Below are 18,825 nucleotides of genomic sequence, written 5' to 3' on the forward strand. Positions count from 1 at the left end.
CTACCTTCCCTGGTCATCTCCCCGGCCTCCTTGCTTGTTCGCGCGCTTCTTCTTCCGCTCCGGCTTCGGCGCGTCCTCGAAGACTTCGTACAGCGGTTCGCCCAGCACGTCTTCGTCGACTTCGGGGGCGACACGGGTGGGGGGAGTCGGGTCGACGCGGTAGCGCGGTTTGGGCTTGCGACGCTTGCGCGGCTTGCGGTCGACCCGGATGCGGGGGCCGGCCGTGGCTGCCGCCACGGGGTCGTCCTCGATGTCGATCCGCGTGCGTACGTCCGGCTCGGGCAGGGGCTCGGGCTCGGGCGTCGTGGTCGCGGGCTCGGGCTTGACCTCCGGCTTGGGCTCGGCCTTGGGCGTGGCCTCGGTCCTGGGCTTCACCTCGCGCTGGGCCTTGGCCGTGGCCTTGGGCTTGACCTCCGGCTTGGGCTCCGCCTTGGGCGTGGCCTTGGCTTTGGCCTTGGGCTTCACCTCGGCCTCGGTCTTGGGCTTCACCTCGGGCTTGGCCTTCGCCTTCTCAGGGGGCCGGTGCTGCGGTGCCGCCTCGGGTACTGTCGCCCTCGGACTCGCCTTCCGGAGCACCTTTGGTGCCTGCTTCTTACGCGGTGCGGCCCTCACCCTCTCCAGCAGGTCGAGCTGCTCCGCTTCGGTGAGCCACTCCAGGTTGTGCCTGTACTTGGCAAACCACTCGGCGTAGCTCTCATGGGCCACGCCCGTGTCAGGTGGCAGTTTCATGACGCCATCGATGAGCTCCTTCTTGATCTTGGACATCTCGTGGACCACCCCGTCCGCCCCGCTCTGCTTCCTCGCCTCGACCAGTCGCCTCGTTATCTCCTTGTAGTAGTTGTCCGTGTGCAGCCCCTGGTGACGTGTCGCGGCCTGGGGGATGATCTTCGGATCCATGGAGGTCCTGGGCAGGTAGACGCCGTTCAGCGGGTCGTCGACGGGGTTGACGCCCGCCCATTCGAGGATGTCCCTGACGGGCTCGCCGCGACGGTCCCCGGCCGCTGCCTCGTGGTGCGCCTCCTCCCCCAGTCCCTTGTGCTGGCCGATGCCCTCCATGGACCCCTCCAGTCGGTTCGCGGGCGACCCTGCCTCCCCGGTCTTCGACTTGAGCTCGTCGCGGGCACTGAGCCCCTGCGCCGGCGCCTCATCGGGCTCGTGATGCAGGGCCTTGGCCTCCCGGCTCGCCTTCGCCTCCGCCTCCGCCACGATCTCGGCGACGTGGCCCTCGGTCGCGCCCTCGGCCTTGAGCAGGTCCTCGAACTTCTCCAGGTGCTCCATCGCCTTCGCGGGGTCGGTCTCGGACGCCCGCGCGATCTGCCGTAGCGCGTTCTCCATCGCCTTCGGGTTCTTGACCCTGTGCTTCGGGAACCGCTTGCGTAGTTCCTTGATCCGCTGCTGCACCGGGGCGCGTTCGACGGGCGTCGCCTTGACGCGGGGTGCCTTGGGCGGCCCGTCCACCCGCCGCCAAGCCCCCTTCTTCCCTTGGCTGAGCTTGTCGACGAGCTCGCTGAACTTCACTGCCTTGCCGTCGGCCATGTGTTGCGCGCGGATCTTCTCGAGTTTCGCGATCATGGCGTCGAAGGCCTCCGCGCTTCCGGCGGAGCGGGCGTGCATCTGGCCCACGACGGCGATCCCGTACTGGTGCACGGCCTCCATGCGCCGGCCGTCCCCGGCCAGCATCGCCAGCAGGTCCGCCTTCACCTGGGCCTGGGCCCCGATCCGGCCGAAGCCGATCTGCTCCAGCATCTTGGCGAACCGGGCACCCTCGCCGTCCTGGAGCACCTCGACGACCTTGGAGACCTCGGCGATCTCGAAGCCGTCCTTCCCGGTCAGCCGGGCGAAGGTCTGCGCCAGCTCCGGTGTCAGACCACCCGACTTGGCGCCCAGCACCCGCAGGACCTCAGCCTTCGGCTGGAGCTCGGCGAGCACGGGGCCGAGCCGGGGATGTTCCATCAGCACTGCCAGGTGGGCGCCCTTGGGCACGTCGACTTCCTGCAGGGCGGCGCCGAGGCGGATGCCGTCCTCCTCGGGCAGCATGAGCATCAGCTCCACGACCGCGTGCTCGTCCTTGAGCCCCTTCAGTACGGCGCTGCCCGCGTGCAGCGCCTCGGCCAGCCGGGTGAAGCGTGCGGCGATCCGCTCGCCTCCGAACACCCTGAGCATCTTGAGGAAGCGCAGGATGGCGACGAACTTCTCGATCTTGGCCAGTGCCTTGACGGCGGCCTGGATCTCCGAGATCCAGGTGAGCGCCTCGATGATCACGGCCCACTTGATCCTCGTGAGCACGCGCGGGCCGACCCCGAAGAGTGCGGCACCGCGCAGACCGTCGACGAGCATGGGGCCGACCTTCTCGATCAGGACCTTCAGTTGCCTGGTCGACACGGGGTCGCCGTAATAGGCCAGGTGGCAGGTGACCGCGAGTGTGTGGAGTTCCCATAGCCCGGAAAGGATCTTCTCGGGCTGGGTCAGCATGATCTTGAGGGATCCGAGCGTCCCCAGGACGAATCCCATCACCGCCCTGATGGCTTCCTCGATCTCGATCATCGTTTTGAGACCGAGCACGGCGGTCTGCTCCTGCTCGACGTTCCGACTCAGCCCGGCGTCGTGCTGCATCGTCAGGTTAAGCGCCTCGGTCACGAACCCGATGAACTCCCGCACCGTCAGGGCCTTGTTGTCACCGAACTTCTTGCCGACCGCCGTGAGCAGCTCCCAGAAATCGCTTCCCATGTCGGCGAAGAGCTGTTCGTACAGGCCGGCTTGGATCAAGCGGTCCCGGACCGCCTGCAACTGGGCCAAGCCGTCCAGCGAGATCATGATCTGGGTGATCGCGTGCCGCTGTTCTTCGAACGTCCACGCCTTGATCAGGATCTCCAGATACTTCTCTCTCGTCTTCTCGTCCACCAGCGCGAACGCCTTCGCGTTCATCTCGGCCAGCTGAGTGGCTGCCTTCCCCAGGCTCTCGCCGTTCCCGGCGAGGCCGGCGTCCACCAGGCGGTCGAGTTCCTGGAAGGTCAGGGCCTTCAATTCCTCGGCCGAAAGCCAGAATTCCTGAGTCGACTTGCTCAGCTTGATCCAGCGTTTGCCCTCATCCACGTCTCCCCACACCCAGCCACGTTCCTTGGTCCACAGCAGATTCACCCCGTACCGGTGACCGTCCAGCGTGGTGACGAAGGGCAGGACGCGGAAGCCCGTGAAGGTGCTGATCTTCTGGCCTTCGAGCTCCCAGTTCGCCACCGGTTTGCCGATGGTCTCGTTGGTGACGGTGGGTGCGGTGGCCACGGCCAGGTAAAAGCTCTCGGCCGTGCCGAGCGAACCCTCCAGAACGACGAAGGAGCGGGCGCCGAAAAGGTGGTCGCCGAGTTGGACCACATGGATGAGGCTGCGTGAGCGCGCGTAGCGGGTCGCCTCGCCCAGCATCACGAGCTGGGTGGCGCCGATGACCATCACGGCGCGTCCGTCGACCGGGCTCGGTCCCTCGATGACCTCGCTTTGCGGATCCGTCACCACGGTGACGCTCGTCTGCCTCCCGGAGCGCGCCCTGGCAGCCGCGCTCACGTCTTCGGCCCCGCCCGGCGCGACTGCGGCTGCCGCTTCCGGCGACACCCATGTGGCCATGGCGGTGTCGGGGGCGGGTGCCCCGGGATGGGGCGATGTCTGCTCAGCGGTGGGGGCGGTGCCGGCGGTGGTGGCGGTGTCGGCCGATGCGGTGGTGGCCGTGGCCGTGGTGGCGGCCGGCTCGGGGGTCTGTCGTGCGTCGGCCGGCGGCACGCCGGGTTCCGCGGTCTCCTGTGCGCCCTCCCCTTGGCTCTCGCCGGGGGCAGCTCCGCCCGCCCCCTGTCCGGCACCGCCCTTTCCCTCCTTCCTGTCCTCCTCCTCGCCGTCTCCCGCGCCTTCTTCCCCTCCCTCGTCCGCCTCAGCCACGGCCATGGCGAAGGTGAGATGGGCGCGACCGCCCGGAGTGGGCTCCACCGGCGCCCCGGCCGCCGTACGGTCGCCTGCCGATGGCCACCCCGGCCGCGGGCCGGTGATCCCCGCACTCTGGTCGTCCTTCTCGATCGCCTGGGCGACCGCGCGCAGCAGCAGCGCCTCCAACCGTGCTTCGTAGGCAGGCCGTTCGTCGTCCCCGGTGAACGCGACCGACGTCGGCAGATGCAGTCGCCGGTACGCCACGCCGCTTGCCGCCGTCTCCGCGGCGGTGGCCGGCGTGACCACGACGGGCGCGTTCACGGCGCCGCCCGCGAGCGGTCCGCGGCGTCGGCCGGGACGATCTCGGGGAAACCCGCCGCGGCGACCTTCGCCCGGGCGAAGCTCAGGCGTGCGATCAGCGCCTGCTCGACCACCTCGCCCAGGTGTTCCAGGGCGGCGGGCGAGGGAGTCCCCGTGATCCTGACGGTGATGGGGAAGTAACAGGTGATCTTGGTGGGCATGGGAACGCTCCGGGCCGCGCGGTCAGCTGAGGGCCTCGTGCAAGGCCTCGTAGATTCCCGAGACGAGGTCCCGGCGGGTCTCCTCGGCGATGTCTCCCGCCAGGACCACCTCGATCGGGAAGTGGAAGTGGAGTTCCGCCCCCGGACCGGAGACCACGACGGGCTCCGGTCCCATGGCCTCGGGCAGCGCGCCCTGTTGCTCGATTTCCTGGTGTGACATGGGGTCCTCCGCACTCCGGTCAGGTGGTGGGGGTGACTTCCAGGCAGACGCAGTTGAAGGTGGTGGTCGGCACACCGTCGATGAGGACCGTGGTCGCGACGGACGTGATGAAGCATTCGCTGAACAGGATCTGCTGGAACGTCCAGTCGGTACCGGAAGCTTCCTGGAGCCCGATGTTGAAGCTCTCGTGGTGCAGAGCCATGTCGGTGAGCCTGGCGACCACCGGGCCGATCGCCTTCACCGCCATGGAGAAGGTGAACGCCTTGGGCTGGACGATGTGGGCGACGTTGTCGGCCTCCAAGGAGTGCAGGGGCTGCACCGGACTGTTGAACGTGGGGCTGAAGGAGTCGATGGGGGTGACCGGCGTGGTGCCGAGCATCACCGTCAACCGGGTGTCCCACTTGACCTCGGGCATCTCATCGCTCCTTAACCCTTGAGAACCAGCTTGACGGCGATCTGGTGGATCACGCCCGCGTAGACGACCGAGACCTCCATGTCGACGATCCGGCCGCTCCGCCCGTTCCTGATCTGACCGAGCTCCTCGGCGTTCAGAGTGGCGCGCTCGCGTTCCAGGAGCACCAGCAGCGGGATGTGGATGGCGTAGTCCTCGATCACGCCGCGGGTCACCAGCGGCGAGAGCACGCTCTGGACGAGCGTCACGACCGTGCGCAAGCCCGGGCGGTCGATGCGGAGGTCGCCGATGGCCTCGATCAGCGCGGCCTTGACGCGGAAGCTGATGTCGTCGAGCGTCCGCACGATGTCGATGTACGTCTTGTTGCCGCTCGGGCTGGCGGTGAGTCCCTCACCCAGGTACAAGGCGTGGCCGGGGAGCAGCACCGGGCTCGTAACCCAGTTGATCGCGTTCTTGTAGTAGGTCTCGATCTCGGCGGCCGTGAAGAGGTCGGTCATCTTGATGGAGACCGGCTTGAGCAGGAGGGAGATGTGGGGTTCGTGGCCCGCGATCACTCCGGCCACCGCCGCGGCCACGTCGTCCTCCGATTGGTGGGCGACCAGGACCATCCGGTTGTCTTGGATCGCCCCCTTGTTCAGGGTGATCTGCTCGTCCTGCGTCAGGGTCCGGTCCAGCATGGCGACCCCGATCCGTTCGTTGCCGTCTCCGCCGCTGTTGGAGACCTCGATGACGTGCTTCGCCAGCAGTTCGACCGGGTGGCTGCTGCTCGGCTGGTCGTTCAGCGGGGTGTTGGCGAGCACCACGATCTGCGCCGGGACGTCCTTCGCCGCAGTGAGCGCGGCAGACCAGACAGGAGCGCTGTAGGCCACCTCAAGGCCCCAGACCCGCGTCGGGGGCGGGGTCTGTCGGAAGGCCAGCGAGATGGCGGCGGCGAGGTCGCTGAGGCCATGACCGACCACCGGGTCGTTCGCCGCGTGGGCGGTCTTCAGCTTCTTGTCGAGAGTCAGGGTGAAATTCTTGCCCGCCGCGTCGGCCGCCGTGATCGTGCGGACCTCGACCGCCCCCTCCTTCCCGATCGCGACGTCGGATCCGGCCGGAAACTTCGCCGCGGTGGTGGCGGTGGTTGCATCGGGGTCGACTTTGTCCGTCAGCTTCGTCGCCCCCTGCGGGTACGCATTCACGGCGTCGCCCGGGTAGGTGAACGGCTGGGCGGCCGACGCCGCACTTTCGATGGCTCCCGTGCCGATGACGAGGATGTCCCCGAAAGCTCTGGTGGCGGGCGCGAAGAGATCACTGCTCGCTGTGACAGTGACGTAGTTGAACGGCATCGAATGCTCCTCACCGTGTGCGCGCCCGGTCTCCGGGGAGGGGGCGCGGTTGGTGCCCGCCGGGCCTTCAGGGCGCCGCCTCGAAGGCGGCGACGAATCCCTGGGTCGCCAGCAGATCGCCGACCAATTGCTCGGTCGTCTGTGACGGTTCATCAATCGCGGTGGCGGGGAAGACCGCCAGCCACGCGCTGGAGGCGAGCACGGTGGCGCCGTCGTGGACGTCCGGCTGCGGGCTCACCGCGTCGACCGCCCGTTTGGCCTGGCTGAGCCGGCGCAGCGCGTCGACGAGGTCGAGACGGTCGAAGAAGAGCGTCGACACCCGCAACGGGAGACTGCGGGCCGGCGCTGTCGGATCGAAGGGGGGTGGATCGGCGTACTGGAGTCGGTAGTGCCGCTCGAACTCGTCCTGCCGTGCCCCGGCGCCGTCGGCCGCCGCCCAGGCGTCCGCGTCCACGGAGGCGAGGAGTCTGCCGACCGGAGCCGTCCTCACCGTGACCACGGTCTCCAGCGACATGTCGATCCAGTGCACCGGGGGTGTCGCGGGGATCTCGACGGTGGCACGGGCCTGTTCCGTGGTGGGAATCGACTTGTCCCATGATCCATGGACGGCGATCGTGGCGTGGACGGCGCTCTGGAACTCCGTGCAGTCGACGCGGACGGACTCCACCGACTTGATGCCGAGGTATGACGGATCGTAGACGGAGACCAACAGCGACCGCACGCGCTTGCGCTCCGGGTCGGTGGTGGGAAGTAGCAGCGCCTCCACGTTCTCCGGCCGTAGGTACCGGAGCATCAGACCGTCCGCGAAAGGATACGTCGCTGACATCTCGCTGTCACCTGTTCCAGTGTATGTATGCCGCGATCGGGTCATTTCGGGCCGGACGGCCTCGTTCTCCGCCCGCATCAGCCGGTATTGAACTGGGGGAGGCAGTAGGTGCAGCCGTTGTAGCCGTGCGCCACAGCCAGCTCTATGCGCGGGAACGGCTCCTTGCTTGTCTCGCTGATTTGTCCCCAGAAGGGACAGGTGTCGATGTGCACCTCGTGGGTGTTCCTATTGCCGAAGAACCAATCGTGCAGGTCCTTGACCGCGGTGATCACGATGGTCAGGCGTCCGGCCACCAGGTGGTCCTGGACCTGAGTGGCGATGAGGTTGTAGTGCTGCATGTGCACGGCCTCGTGGGCGAAGTCGATGGTGAGGTCGGCCGACACCTCGTCTCTGGCGTCGAGCCGGAAGCCGTCGACGACCGCCGTGTCGCCACCCTTCATCTGCATCGTGGAACGGACGTCTCCGGTCTCCGTCACCTCGATATGGCTGAGGGTGGAGGGCTTGACGATGCGGCTTAGGGTCCGGATGGTGATCTGGGTGTCCGACGGCATGGCCGTGGCGTCCAGCTCCCACGAGCCGTCCGTCGCCGTCGGCGCGCCATTGAGCTTGACCGTCATCTTCGTCTGACCGCCGAGGATGGAGTGCCGGGGGCACACGTTGCGCTGGCCCACGTTGTTGTCGAAGCGTACGAGCCGGTCGTGGGGCACCGACTTGCGCCGCGAGGTGGCGACGACGGCGGGGTCGCCCGCGCCGTCCACGAGGGCGATCAGGCATTCGTGATCGAGGATGGTCGGTGTCCAGAGGAAGGGTCCGACGCGCACCGATCCACCGGGCGGGATCGGTGTTTGGATCGCCTGCGTATCGATCTTGGTGAAATGGTCGGGCCACGTCATGCCGGTGCCTGGGGCGGACCAGTACGTCTCAACGTTGAACTGGTCGGCCCTGGCCTCGTCGGTCCCGCGGTTGTGCACGCGCACGTACAGGTAGTTCGGCCGATTCATGATGGGTTCCTGGTGCCCCGCCTCAGGGTCGTCCCCGGGGCCGATCTCGTTGCGGACCCAGATGTCGGGCGACGTCCAGAACGGGTCCGTGTCGCTGCCGCTCGGCACGAGGCCGGTGTCCCCCGGCCTGTCCGCGATGAAGACGTCGACGTCGGGCTTCGCAAAGAGTCCCTGGCGGACGAACGCGTCGTTCATCAAGTTGCGGTGCAGACCGCCGTTGACCGTGACGTCCGCGGCGATGAGGGTCTCGGCCAGGTGGACGGCGTTCTTCTTGCTCTGTGTGGTGTCCGCCCACAGGCGCGGCACCATCGCCAGCAGGGTCTTGATCATCTTGTCGGCGGCCTTCTGCCGCACGACACCGTCTTTCGACCTCCCACCCATGCCGAGGTAGCACTGCCACAGCGCCGAAGCCAGCATGGAGGCACGCAGGTCGGCGGTGTAGTCGTCGAAATCCGCGTCGTCGAAGCGCTGCGTCAGGTCGAGCCGACGGCCCTGGCTCCACTCGTCCTGCAGGTTGTTGTCGAAGGGGAACGTCTCGGTCCGGCGGTACCCTGCGGGGTTGAACCGGTCCCGGTAGATGCCGGCCATGGCGTCGCAGATGCTGTGCTCGAACTCCAAGGGGCCCGTCGCGCCGGGCCGGAGCCATTGCACGACCCCGTGCGTGTACTCGTGCACAATGATGCCGAGGTCGGCGGCCCCGGGCACGAGCCTCATGTCGAAGCGCATCCGCGGGGGTGTCGTCGTGCCGATCCACTCGCTCCTGTCGGTGCTCTCGGCTCCCTGCGGGTCGACCTCGACCTGGACCATACGGGCGTTGAGCGCCGCGTTGCCCAGGCTGCGGAGATAGCGGGCGAAGGAGTCGGTCCAGTAGTAGGCGTTCGCACTGAGGAATGCCTTGTCCTTGGGTTTGGGGTGGGTGCCGAACACGAAGGTGGCCGAGTCCGATTCCGGCTGGGGGAATCCCGAGGCATCCCAGTCGCTGCAGCGGCACCACTCTCCCTCGAGGTGGAACATTCCGTAGCCGTCGGCCGGAGCGATCTCCGTCTGGACCTCGTGGACGAACGGCTCCAGCTTGTCGTCGCCCGACAAGGAACTCAGCGAGCCGTCGTCCGACTCCGTCACGGGGTCGGGCACGTAGACGTTGAGCGTCGCCGTCACGTACTTTCCCGCGACCTCGATCCAGAGCAGCTTCCCGCCGACGGCGTCGACAACGACCCGGAAGTGCTCGAAGGGCCCGGTGGTCTCGACGATGAGGTCGTGGACAAGGTGTAGCTTGCCGTCCGGGCGCCGCTTCCCCTGCCTCAGGAGCGCAACCGAGGCGGTGGGGCGGTCAGCCTCCGGCAGCGCGGGCCTCGACGTGTCCCGCAGGTAGACCAGGTTGTCGCGGACGACGGCAGCGGCTTCGTACCCCTCGCTGAAAGGCGCCAGCGCGCTCCTCTCGACGACGTCGAGGGCCTGGGCCTCGCTCACGTCGGGGGCGTCGGCGACGTCGAGCTCCGTCGCGTTCTCGACCTGCACGACGGCCGCCTGCCCGGTGTCGGCCACCATCTGGAGCGTGGCTCCCAGGATGGGCACGTCCTGGTGGAATTGCTGGTAGTGGACGTTGAGCGTCTCCGTGTCCTGGTCGGCGTCGACCTCACGGAGGTCCGCACCGTCGGTCCCAAGCTCCTTCGCCCGTTCCCGTACGAAGGTGTTGACGGCCCTGCGGGCGGTCGGCGCACGGAAGAGTGTCGCGCCCGGATCGACGTATCTGCGCAGGACGCCGTCGGCGCCCCTGTGCTCACCAACCCCGGGAACCAGCTTCAAGGGCTGGCCGGGCAGCGGGCCCGGGTCGTTCCTGTGCCTGCGTTCCTCGTTCCGGCCCATGACGAACTCCTCTGAGCACTCGGATCGGTACCCCCCGGCGGCCCATCCCTCGGTGAACGGTGCCGTCGCACGGACACGGCAGTCGGTCGGCCCCGGCGGCGCGGATGACGGTGGGTTCATCAACAGGCCTCCGCAGAAATACGGTTCGGAATGGTCGGCAGGACGACGCGCTGCGGCACCGAAGCTAAGACGGGGCCGGAGCGGGCGATTGTCAGGAGGTCCGGCAGGGCGTACGGTTCCGCGGCGTCCAGGTCGACGGTGTAGCCGAACTCCTGCAGGCTCGCGACCCCATGGCCGCAGGGCCAACGAAGGTCGGATTGCTGACGGGGAAGTTCTTGCCGAGCCAGAAGTCGTCCCACAGGGTGCCGGATGCCCAACACATGGCCCATCTCGTGGGTGATAACTTCGAGACTGGTTCATCGCCTCTCCAGCCAAGGAGTTCGATGGTTGCAGACACGTGATGCTGTGCAGACGCGCCGGCCGTTCCTGTTGGCGGACTGCAATCATTAGCCGCGGTCCGTCGAACATGCCGAACGTCCGAGCAGGTTGACGACCGATCTGGCGCGACAGAAGTAGGTCGGACGACTGCCCGATCGGCTCTACGGCATAAGGCTTCTGCCACTCCCTGGGCCTGGACATTTCGATATACTGGCGTGGACGCGGCCGTGGAAAATCTGCGCATTCCCCAAGCGCTCATTTCCACACTGCCATTGGGAGCGCTCATTGGGCAACGGCATCGAGTTCTTCGCGGTGCATATCGCGTATGTGGATGAATCGACCGTCGAGGGCAGGGAGAGCTACACCTCACTTTCGGGTTGAGCGGCCCGGCGCATGGCGCTCGCGGTCGCCAAGGGACGGGCTCCCGATTCCAGCGGGTGACCGGTTGTTCCCGACGCCACTTCGACACACCAGGGACCCGATGCTTTTAGTGTGCGCCGGTCAGGCAGGAGTCTCAACTGGAGGCCGCCCAGCGCACATGTCACCGCCCTCGATCTCTACAGGGTGTAGTTCCTCTGCGGGGAAGGGCTGAGCGGGCAGAACGCTGATCGGGGTGTGGGAGGGTAGGGGTCCTTCTGCCGTGGCGGTAAAGGGGGCGTCGATGGGCTCGTTGTTCGAGGAGCTGGAGTTGCGTGAGGCTGCGGCTCGTGCTCGGGGCGAAGAACTCCAACCGGGGATCGCTGAGTTGACGGTGCGGCTGGAGGCCGAGCGTAAGAAGCTGACACGACTGGTGATCGCGCGGGGAGACCGTGGCCGAGCTGGTGGGCCGAGGTTGGCGTTCGGGAGCCGGAGCCGGCCGGAGCGTCAGGTCCGGACACGGCCGAGGCTGCGGCGTCGCCGTTCGCGGGGGCGGAGACGCCGGGTGGTGGGTGTGTGGGCAGTGCCCAGGTGGCAGCCGGGGCTGACGGTGGATGCGCTACCGAGGGTGTACCGGGACATTAGGTCCAGGGCGGCGGTCTCGGGTGCTGACAGCCGTGTTGCCAGCGACCTCACTGCTTCCATCGAGCAGGCAAAGGGGTCAGGGACATTGTGGGTGCCGTAGCGTTCCATCTGGGCTTCTTCCGGGTCGTTCGTGGTTGGCACCTACGAAGGCAGGAAGAAGAGCCCCTTGTACACCGAGAGTTGACTTACCGCGCCGAACCGGTCGCCGTCCGTCCGGCCGACGCAGCGAACAGTCCGGGTGTCTGTTCATCCAGCCAGCCCCGGTCAACCAGCCGCTTCAGTTTCGACCGCGTCCCCTCGATCTTCGAGGTCTGCGCGGGCAGGCCGATCCTCGGCACGACCTGCTTCGACTGCACCGGCTCGGGCGCGTCGTCGATCACGTCCACGATGTCGCGGTAGACCGCGCAGTCCACATGCGTCCCGTCTGTGCTCCGCGCCGCCGCCCGTCCACGACGTGCCTACAACACGGTCTCAGTGCTGCCGGCCTGCCAGATGGTAGTTGCGGCGATAACCCTCTGCGGGGCCAGTGTGCTGATTGCTGGACCGGCCCACCGCACGGCACCTCTGCCCACTGTGCGGGGCTGGGTCTGGCTGGTTGCGCAGCCCACCCCCCTATCCCGGGTCGGGCATTGGGAAGGCAGTCTGCTGGAACCGATGGTGTCGTCCGCGTCATGCGCCGTCGCCGACCGGCGCAGTAGCTGAAGCCGGGTGTGTCCCCATCGGTCTCACCCATGGCCAAACTCTCTCGCTGATACGAGCCATGCGGGTGGCGTCGTCAACTGACCCCGAGGACCCCCTGTCCTAGTGTCGCGTCGGGCCGGGCCGGCAACCGGCCCTGGTTTTTTTCGTTCTGACACTTTGTCGGCAAACCCGCTCTCACCTCGGACAACACCCGGATTCTTGTCAGGAAGGCACTATCGGGAGTTCGGATCGGCGGCGTTCGACTGGCACAGTCCCGTTATGCGTATCTCCACCAAGGGCTCCGTCGCTCTCATCGGGAGCTTCCGGCAGCACTACCCCGAAGTCCTGGCGGCCGCCCGGACCTTCGCGGACGCCGGACTGACCGTGAAAAGCCCGCCGATCTGCCGGATCGTTGACCGCGGGCGTGATTTCGTGCGCTTCGAGTCCGACCCTCCGGAGTCCTCGGACCACGACCTCCAGGTGGCGACCCTGGAGAAGATCTTCACCTCGGAACTGGTGTACGTCGTGAATCCCGGCGGATACATCGGCCGCACCACCGCGTACGAACTGGGGTGCGTCCACGAACGCGGCATGGCCGTCTACTACGCGGAGCCGCCGAAGGACCTGCCCATCGCCGTCCCGGAGGGAACAGTCGTCGATGCGCGCCGCTTGGTGGAGATCATCGCCGGGAGCGATCCGGGACCCGCTCCGGTCAGGCGGCCACGGGTCGCGGCGCAGCCGACGGCTGACATCGTGATCTTCACGATTGGCTCGGAACAACTGCGGGTCCTGCTCGTGCGGCGCGGCAAGAAGCCGTATCGCGGGATGCTAGCCCTGCCCGGTGGGTTCGTTCGGCCGGGAGAGTCCCTGGAGGACACGGCGAAGCGGGAACTCCGGGAGGAGACCGGGCTGAATGGCTCCGGGATCCGGCTGGAACAACTGCACACGTACTCGCGCCCGGAGCGTGACCCCCGGGGCCGCATCATCTCGACCGCCTTTCTGGCGGTCATGCCGGATCCGCCGGAGGTGACCGGCGCGAGCGACGCCCGCGAGGCCGACTGGGTCGAGGTCGAGGAATCGCTGTGGGGCCCCAACAGCAGCCTCGCCTTCGACCACGGCGAGATCCTCCGGCACGGGCTCGAACACACCCGGACCCGGCTGGAACACACCACCGTCGCGACCGCCTTCTGTGACGACCTCTTCACCATCACTGACCTGCGCAAGGTCTACGAGGCCGTGTGGGGCTACGAGCTCAACCCGGGGAACTTCCACCGCAAGGTCGTGGAGGAGACCGCGGGTTTCGTGGTCAGGACCGACAAGGTGCGCAGGTCAGGGCCCGGGAAACCGCCTGCCCTGTTCCGCCGGGGCACGGCGGACCTGCTGTACCCGCCGATGATGCGCGGCCGACGCACCCCCTAGAACACCGCGGCCCCGGACTGTGCGAGAGCCCGAGGCCGCGGCCGGAACACACCATGCAACCACCGGTGTGGAGAACACCGACGCTCACCAGACCTTGTGGAAGAGGCGATCTGGTGAGCATCCATCCTCAGGAAGGACAACACCATGCTGCCCCTTTCTTCTTCCAGCTCTTCTTCCGGCGCCGGCGATTTCTTCTCCTCCTGGACCTGGGGGGCGGTGATCACCCTCGTCGCCCTGGGCGTCAGCACCTGGCTCGTCGTCAACCACCGCCGCCGCGACCAGACCGTCCAGTGGCACCAGCCCGACTACGACACGGCGAGCGATGCACTCCTCGTGATGAACCGGTTGTCGCTTACGACGGCCGTCGAGGGCGTCACGGCCGAACTGCGCGAGCTGGTCGACGTGGTCAGCAGGCTCAGGATCGGCGAACAGCGCTCCCCGGACCTGCCGTTCGGCGTGATCGTCGCGGAGTTGGAGGGCTACCGGGCGAACGTGCTGCCGCAGAACCACGCCGACAAGCTCGCCGCGGACGAGAGCCTGCTGGACGACCACCTCTCGCTCGCCCGCGTGCAGGGGATCAGGCTCGAAGCCGCGCGCACCGCGATCGTCCACGTACAGCGGAAGATCGAGAAGCGGACACGCAATTAGGGTCATTCTTGTGGATCTCCGCAGGAGAAGGAGCGGCGTTCGGTGCGGCGAGAGGGCGTGCCGGGCATCGCGACGCCGCGGAGATCCATCAGAAGGACCCTAGGTCTGCTTCATCCGGAGCCATTGGCGAACGGGACGCGCAGAACTCGGAAGTGCGCCAGGACCCCGTGACCGGGCCGTGGCGCGCAACCGAACCTAACCTGCTGAAGGCGTGCCATTCGCCGCGGTCAATCAAGACCCTTCCGGCATGGGCTCTCCCAGGAGAAGGGATCGGGCTCGGGCCCGGAAGCCACCGGGCGCCACTGCGCGACCATATTGCGCATATGCGGCCGTGGCGCATCATCCTGCCTGCGCATAGGGGCCGGAAGCGGAAGAACGGGTACACCAGGGCGGCTACTGGACCAGGTGGGTAACTCGCCTGTTGGGATGAGACCGGCCGGTTCCGCTCGGCAAGTCGAGGACTGCCTAGCTCCCGGCGGTCGCAGACGCCGAGCAAACCGAACCGTATGGCAGACGACCGCTGCTAGGCTCCAGGAATCAGGCTGAGGCAACACGCCAGTACTGTCCCCAGAATTCAACTGGACTCTTCCCGCCTGGCAGACCTTCCCTATTGACTCCGCGTGTTGAAGCGGATCAAGAAGGGTGCCACCTGGGGGGTTGTGTGTGTTCTGAGTACTCCGGAGGCCGTCCGAAGCCGGGTTCGGGCCGGTGTCGAGCAGGGATGGGTCGACCTGCCGTCGTGCGAGGACACGGGGGCGTGATGGCCGACGATCCCATTCTGTCGCCCGCTCACCGTGTAGACCCCGTCCTCCTCTACGGCCAGTCCCGGCACCTTCCGCCGCTATGAAGAGGCATCACGCCGATATTACGCTCCGGACATCGCCCTGTTTCTGAACCAAGTGCAGCATTTCGCAGGTGCGGAGGGCACCTGTTTCCTACGCTTCGACGGCAGGCCAACGACAAACAGGAACGTGGGGGCGGGCGTAATGGCGCGTGTGATCGTGGTGCACGGAGTGGGGCAGCAGTTACTGGGGCGCCGTACCTTGCAACACTCGGTAGCGGCGGCGCTCCTGGACGGTGTGGAACTGACCGAGCCATCACTGGCCTTGGGCGAGCCGGACGCCGGCGTGGCGTTCTATGGCCACATCTTCCGGAAGGCTGGCACCAAGGGCACCGAGGCCCCTCGCAGCGCAGCAGACATCGCCGATGCGTTCGAGGTGGAGTTGGTCGAGCAGTGGTGGCGGGCCGCTGCGGAAGCCGAGCCGGACAGGGTGGCTGAGGCGGCCCGGGCAGGGGGAAAGGCACCCACTCCGGTGACGGTCCAGCACATGATCAACGCTCTGCTGCGGTCACGGTGCTTGTCCGCCGCCACGGCCGAGCGCTTCCTGCTGGGGGCGCTCCGGCAGGTACGGCGGTACTTCACCGAAGAGGAGGTACGGGCGGCAGCGGTCACGGCGGTCGCGGACCGCGTCAGCGCGGACACGCGGGTGCTGGTAGGCCACTCGCTGGGATCGGTGGTGGCATATGAAGCGCTCTGTGCGCATCCGCACTGGCCAGTGCGGGCACTGGTGACGCTGGGGTCCCCGCTGGGCATGCCCAGGCTGATCTTCAATCGGCTGCTGCCGACGCCGACCGCCGGGCGGGGGATCTGGCCCCCGGGCGTGGCGGCCTGGTCGAACATCAACGACCGACACGACGTCGTGGCCTCAGTGAAACAGCTCGGACCCTTGTTCAACAGCCCCGGACGGGCGGTGAACGATCTCACGGTGGACAACGGATGGAAGGTCCACGACCTCCTCCATCACCTGACGGCCCAACAGGTCGGACGGGCGATCGCCGATGCCTTGAAGACCACCCCGTGACCGGGCCGGCCGGGACGGGGCGCCGGTTCCTGGCCGCATTCGGCGCCTCGCAGTACACCGCAGAGGACCTGCCCGACCTCCCCGGCGTGGAGGCCGATCTGCCCGCCGTCATGGAAGCGCTCAGAGCCTGCGGCTACCGGGCAGCTGCCCCCTTCCCGCTGCTGAACCCGGACGAGCCAGGCCACGTGACCCGGCCCCTCCTGGACTGGCTCCAGCAGGACCACACCGAAGGCGACACCCTGATCGTCTACTACAGCGGACACGGCAACGATGGCTTCGATGCCCACTACCTGCTGTGCCGCGACTCGCGGACCAGCCCGGCCGAGCTCGAGGAAACCGCGCTGACCGCCACCCGACTAGTGAGCCTGCCAGCCAAGAGCGACGTCCAGCACCTGCTGCTGATCATCGACGCCTGCTACGCCGGGCGGGGAGCGGCGGAAGCCCTCGCCCACGCGGTCAAGCTCGCCGTCGCCGCTGCGCCGGGAGCCGATCTGCGGTTCCTGCGCTCCTTTGGAGTACTTGCCGCCGCACGGGCCGGGGAGCAGGCCCAGGACGGGACGTTCAGCACCGCGCTTGGGAACGTGCTGAGCGACCGCACCCGGCTGGGCAACCGTGCCAGCCACCTGACCTTGCCCGAGCTGGCGCGCGCGCTGAACGCCGAGTTCCGCCGCTTAGAGGTCGACCAGCACGCCGACTGGTCCCAACTCTGCGACGACACGATCGACGGCGATCAGGACACTGGCTTCTTCCCCAATCCCTACTACGTTCCCCACCTGCACAATGAAGGACGCGACTTCGACCTAGCCGAACAGCAGACCTACATCCATGCTCTCGAGCAGCGCGCCTCCGCAGAACCACACGAAGGCAACGGCCTCCACCTACCCATGCCCATGAGGGCGGTTGAACTGCGGAGCGAAGCCGCGCTGACCGAGCACTTCCTGCCTCGCGGATCCGGGCTGCAAAGCGTGCGCGACGTGGGTCACTTCTTCACCGGCCGCAGCACGGTGCTCACCAAACTCGCCGGCTGGCTGCGCGGTGACAGCGACCAAGCAGTACGGCTGATGGTGGTCACCGGCCCACCGGGAGTGGGCAAGTCCTCCGTTCTCGGAAGGCTGGTGGCCCGATCCCACCCCGACACCCGCGACGCTATCCCGCAGGACACCATCCTCGTCTCCACCGACGTGCCTGAAAAGATCATCGACGCCGCTGTCCACGCCCGGCACTACACACTCACCGAGCTGATCACCGCGCTCGCTCACGCCGCCGGACTGGACGCCGCCACCGAACAGGACCTGATCGAAGGCCTGCGGCAAAGGCGCCGCCGGTTCGTGGCCGTCATCGACGCCCTCGACGAGGCAGGCACCACAGCGGGCGAGGGGGCGCGCATTGCCGCCTTCCTGGCCCGCCTGACTGCGGCGGTGCCCACCCTGCGCGTACTGGCCGGCACCCGGCCCCAGCTCGTCCAGGCCATCACCGCAAACGAGGAACACCTGGCGATACTCGACCTAGCCGAGCCGCAATGGACCTTGGTGGGCGACCTGACGAGCTACGCCGAACAGCTGCTCCACGCACCCCACGGCCCGGGCAGCAGCAGCCCACTGCCCGACGCCTTCATCCGCCACATCGTCGGCGACATCGCACAGAACGCCTACCCGTGTACCTCAACGCCCGTCTGATGGCCCGCGGCATCGCCACAAGCACCCAGCACCCTGCCGACAACCGGCCTATCACCCTGCCCGCCCCCGCCGCCCAGGCCCCGAGCCTGGAGCACAGCGTCGGCACCACCTTCCGCTGGGCCCTCAAACAACACTCGGCCCCGAAGCAGCCGCCTACGTGCGCGCAATGCTCCGACCCCTGGCCTACGCCCGCGGCCAAGGGCTGCCCCTCCACGACATCTGGCCCGTCCTGGCCACCGCCACCGACGGCAGCCGCATCACCGCCGACCGACTACTCGAACTCCTCCACAGTGGTGAAGCCGGCCCCTACGTCGTCGAAGCACTCGATGACGACGGACGCTCCGTCTACCGCCTCTACCACCAAGCGCTCGCCGACGACCTCGCCCAAGAAGCACCCCAGAGCTACGAGAAGGCGCTGTACGACGCCCTGCTCACCACCATCCCCCGCACCTCGGCCGGCGCCCGCGACTGGACCCAGGCCGACCCCTACCTGTTACGCCATCTCCCTGACCATGCCAACGCCGCACAACGTCTGGACGACCTGGTCACCGACCCCGACTTCCTCATCCACGCCCGCCCTGAGACCCTCGTCCTCACCCTACGCACCGTCCGCACTGCCAATGCCGTTGCGGCCGCCACTGTCTATCGCGCATCTCTCGAGCAGCACCGCCACGCCACCCCGGATGCCAGACGCCACATCCTGGCCCGGGACGCCACCCGCTACCGACTAACCCATCTTCACCAGTCACTGGTCCACGGCCTGCCCGCGAACAGCTGGAAACCCATTTGGGCCACCGGAACCGAGGCCCCCTCACCAGCGCTGCTGGACACCCTCGTCGGCCACACCGCATGCGTGAGCGCGGTGACCTGCACCATCCTCAGTGGTCGCCCCATCGCCGTTACCGGCAGCTGGGATGGGACGGTGCGGTTGTGGGAGTTGGAGGTCGGCCGGGCAGTGGGTGAACCCCTTAGAGGGCATGACGGCCGGGTGGTCGCGGTGGCGTGCACCAAGGTCAACG

At 67.5% G+C, this 18,825-nt stretch carries 13 protein-coding genes; 5 read left to right on the forward strand and 8 right to left on the reverse strand.

What is annotated here, in order from left to right; translation table 11 throughout:
* The 8 genes from ACWIHY_RS33785 to ACWIHY_RS33820 all read right to left on the reverse strand — a co-directional run bounded on the left by ACWIHY_RS33785 (position 1) and on the right by ACWIHY_RS33820 (position 11,906).
* Positions 1–4,227, reverse strand: coding sequence for an AHH domain-containing protein (locus tag ACWIHY_RS33785; RefSeq protein WP_454380172.1), 4,227 nt, complete (start codon positions 4,225–4,227; stop codon positions 1–3).
* Positions 4,224–4,427 (reverse strand): hypothetical protein, encoded by a 204-nt coding sequence (locus tag ACWIHY_RS33790; protein ID WP_454380173.1) that lies wholly within the window; start codon positions 4,425–4,427, stop codon positions 4,224–4,226. Before ACWIHY_RS33790 ends, ACWIHY_RS33785 begins: the two co-directional genes overlap by 4 nt.
* A gap of 22 nt (positions 4,428–4,449) precedes the next feature.
* On the reverse strand, positions 4,450–4,647 hold the full coding sequence (locus ACWIHY_RS33795) for a hypothetical protein (protein ID WP_454380174.1): 198 nt from the start codon (positions 4,645–4,647) through the stop codon (positions 4,450–4,452).
* A gap of 19 nt (positions 4,648–4,666) precedes the next feature.
* Positions 4,667–5,062, reverse strand: coding sequence for a hypothetical protein (locus tag ACWIHY_RS33800; RefSeq protein ID WP_454380176.1), 396 nt, complete (start codon positions 5,060–5,062; stop codon positions 4,667–4,669).
* Positions 5,063–5,073: 11 nt separating this feature from the next.
* On the reverse strand, positions 5,074–6,387 hold the full coding sequence (locus tag ACWIHY_RS33805) for a hypothetical protein (protein WP_454380178.1): 1,314 nt from the start codon (positions 6,385–6,387) through the stop codon (positions 5,074–5,076).
* Positions 6,388–6,454: 67 nt separating this feature from the next.
* Positions 6,455–7,213, reverse strand: a complete 759-nt coding sequence (locus tag ACWIHY_RS33810) for a hypothetical protein (RefSeq protein WP_454380180.1) — start codon at positions 7,211–7,213, stop codon at positions 6,455–6,457.
* A 77-nt stretch (positions 7,214–7,290) separates the two neighbouring features.
* Entirely contained in the window at positions 7,291–10,080 is a 2,790-nt protein-coding gene (locus ACWIHY_RS33815; protein ID WP_454380182.1) for a hypothetical protein, read from the reverse strand.
* A gap of 1,625 nt (positions 10,081–11,705) precedes the next feature.
* Positions 11,706–11,906: a hypothetical protein gene (locus tag ACWIHY_RS33820; RefSeq protein WP_454380184.1), complete on the reverse strand. Its 201-nt coding sequence runs from the start codon at positions 11,904–11,906 to the stop codon at positions 11,706–11,708.
* 574 nt (positions 11,907–12,480) lie between these two features.
* Between ACWIHY_RS33820 and ACWIHY_RS33825 the strand changes: the two genes are divergently transcribed.
* From ACWIHY_RS33825 to ACWIHY_RS33845, 5 genes are all read left to right on the forward strand, one after another.
* Positions 12,481–13,620, forward strand: coding sequence for an NUDIX hydrolase (locus ACWIHY_RS33825; protein ID WP_454380186.1), 1,140 nt, complete (start codon positions 12,481–12,483; stop codon positions 13,618–13,620).
* A gap of 144 nt (positions 13,621–13,764) precedes the next feature.
* Positions 13,765–14,268, forward strand: coding sequence for a hypothetical protein (locus tag ACWIHY_RS33830; RefSeq protein ID WP_454380188.1), 504 nt, complete (start codon positions 13,765–13,767; stop codon positions 14,266–14,268).
* A gap of 986 nt (positions 14,269–15,254) precedes the next feature.
* The gene (locus ACWIHY_RS33835; RefSeq protein ID WP_454380189.1) at positions 15,255–16,130 is read left to right on the forward strand and encodes a hypothetical protein; all 876 of its coding nucleotides are present in this window, start codon (positions 15,255–15,257) and stop codon (positions 16,128–16,130) included.
* Positions 16,127–17,806, forward strand: coding sequence for an nSTAND1 domain-containing NTPase (locus tag ACWIHY_RS33840; protein ID WP_454380191.1), 1,680 nt, complete (start codon positions 16,127–16,129; stop codon positions 17,804–17,806). Before ACWIHY_RS33835 ends, ACWIHY_RS33840 begins: the two co-directional genes overlap by 4 nt.
* Positions 17,807–17,972: 166 nt before the next feature.
* Positions 17,973–18,825 (forward strand): WD40 repeat domain-containing protein (locus ACWIHY_RS33845; RefSeq protein ID WP_454380196.1); only part of this gene is annotated, 853 nt, incomplete at its 3' end.

Source organism: Streptomyces sp. NPDC055287 (assembly GCF_053646035.1).

Excerpts from the sequence above, each read along its gene's own strand:
- ACWIHY_RS33790 (WP_454380173.1), bottom strand. The coding sequence starts at position 4,427 with ATGCCCACCAAGATCACCTGTTACTTCCCCATCACCGTCAGGATCACG.
- ACWIHY_RS33795 (WP_454380174.1), bottom strand. The coding sequence starts at position 4,647 with ATGTCACACCAGGAAATCGAGCAACAGGGCGCGCTGCCCGAGGCCATG.
- ACWIHY_RS33800 (WP_454380176.1), bottom strand. The coding sequence starts at position 5,062 with ATGCCCGAGGTCAAGTGGGACACCCGGTTGACGGTGATGCTCGGCACC.
- ACWIHY_RS33805 (WP_454380178.1), bottom strand. The coding sequence starts at position 6,387 with ATGCCGTTCAACTACGTCACTGTCACAGCGAGCAGTGATCTCTTCGCG.
- ACWIHY_RS33810 (WP_454380180.1), bottom strand. The coding sequence starts at position 7,213 with ATGTCAGCGACGTATCCTTTCGCGGACGGTCTGATGCTCCGGTACCTA.
- ACWIHY_RS33815 (WP_454380182.1), bottom strand. The coding sequence starts at position 10,080 with ATGGGCCGGAACGAGGAACGCAGGCACAGGAACGACCCGGGCCCGCTG.
- ACWIHY_RS33825 (WP_454380186.1), top strand. The coding sequence starts at position 12,481 with ATGCGTATCTCCACCAAGGGCTCCGTCGCTCTCATCGGGAGCTTCCGG.
- ACWIHY_RS33830 (WP_454380188.1), top strand. The coding sequence starts at position 13,765 with ATGCTGCCCCTTTCTTCTTCCAGCTCTTCTTCCGGCGCCGGCGATTTC.
- ACWIHY_RS33835 (WP_454380189.1), top strand. The coding sequence starts at position 15,255 with ATGGCGCGTGTGATCGTGGTGCACGGAGTGGGGCAGCAGTTACTGGGG.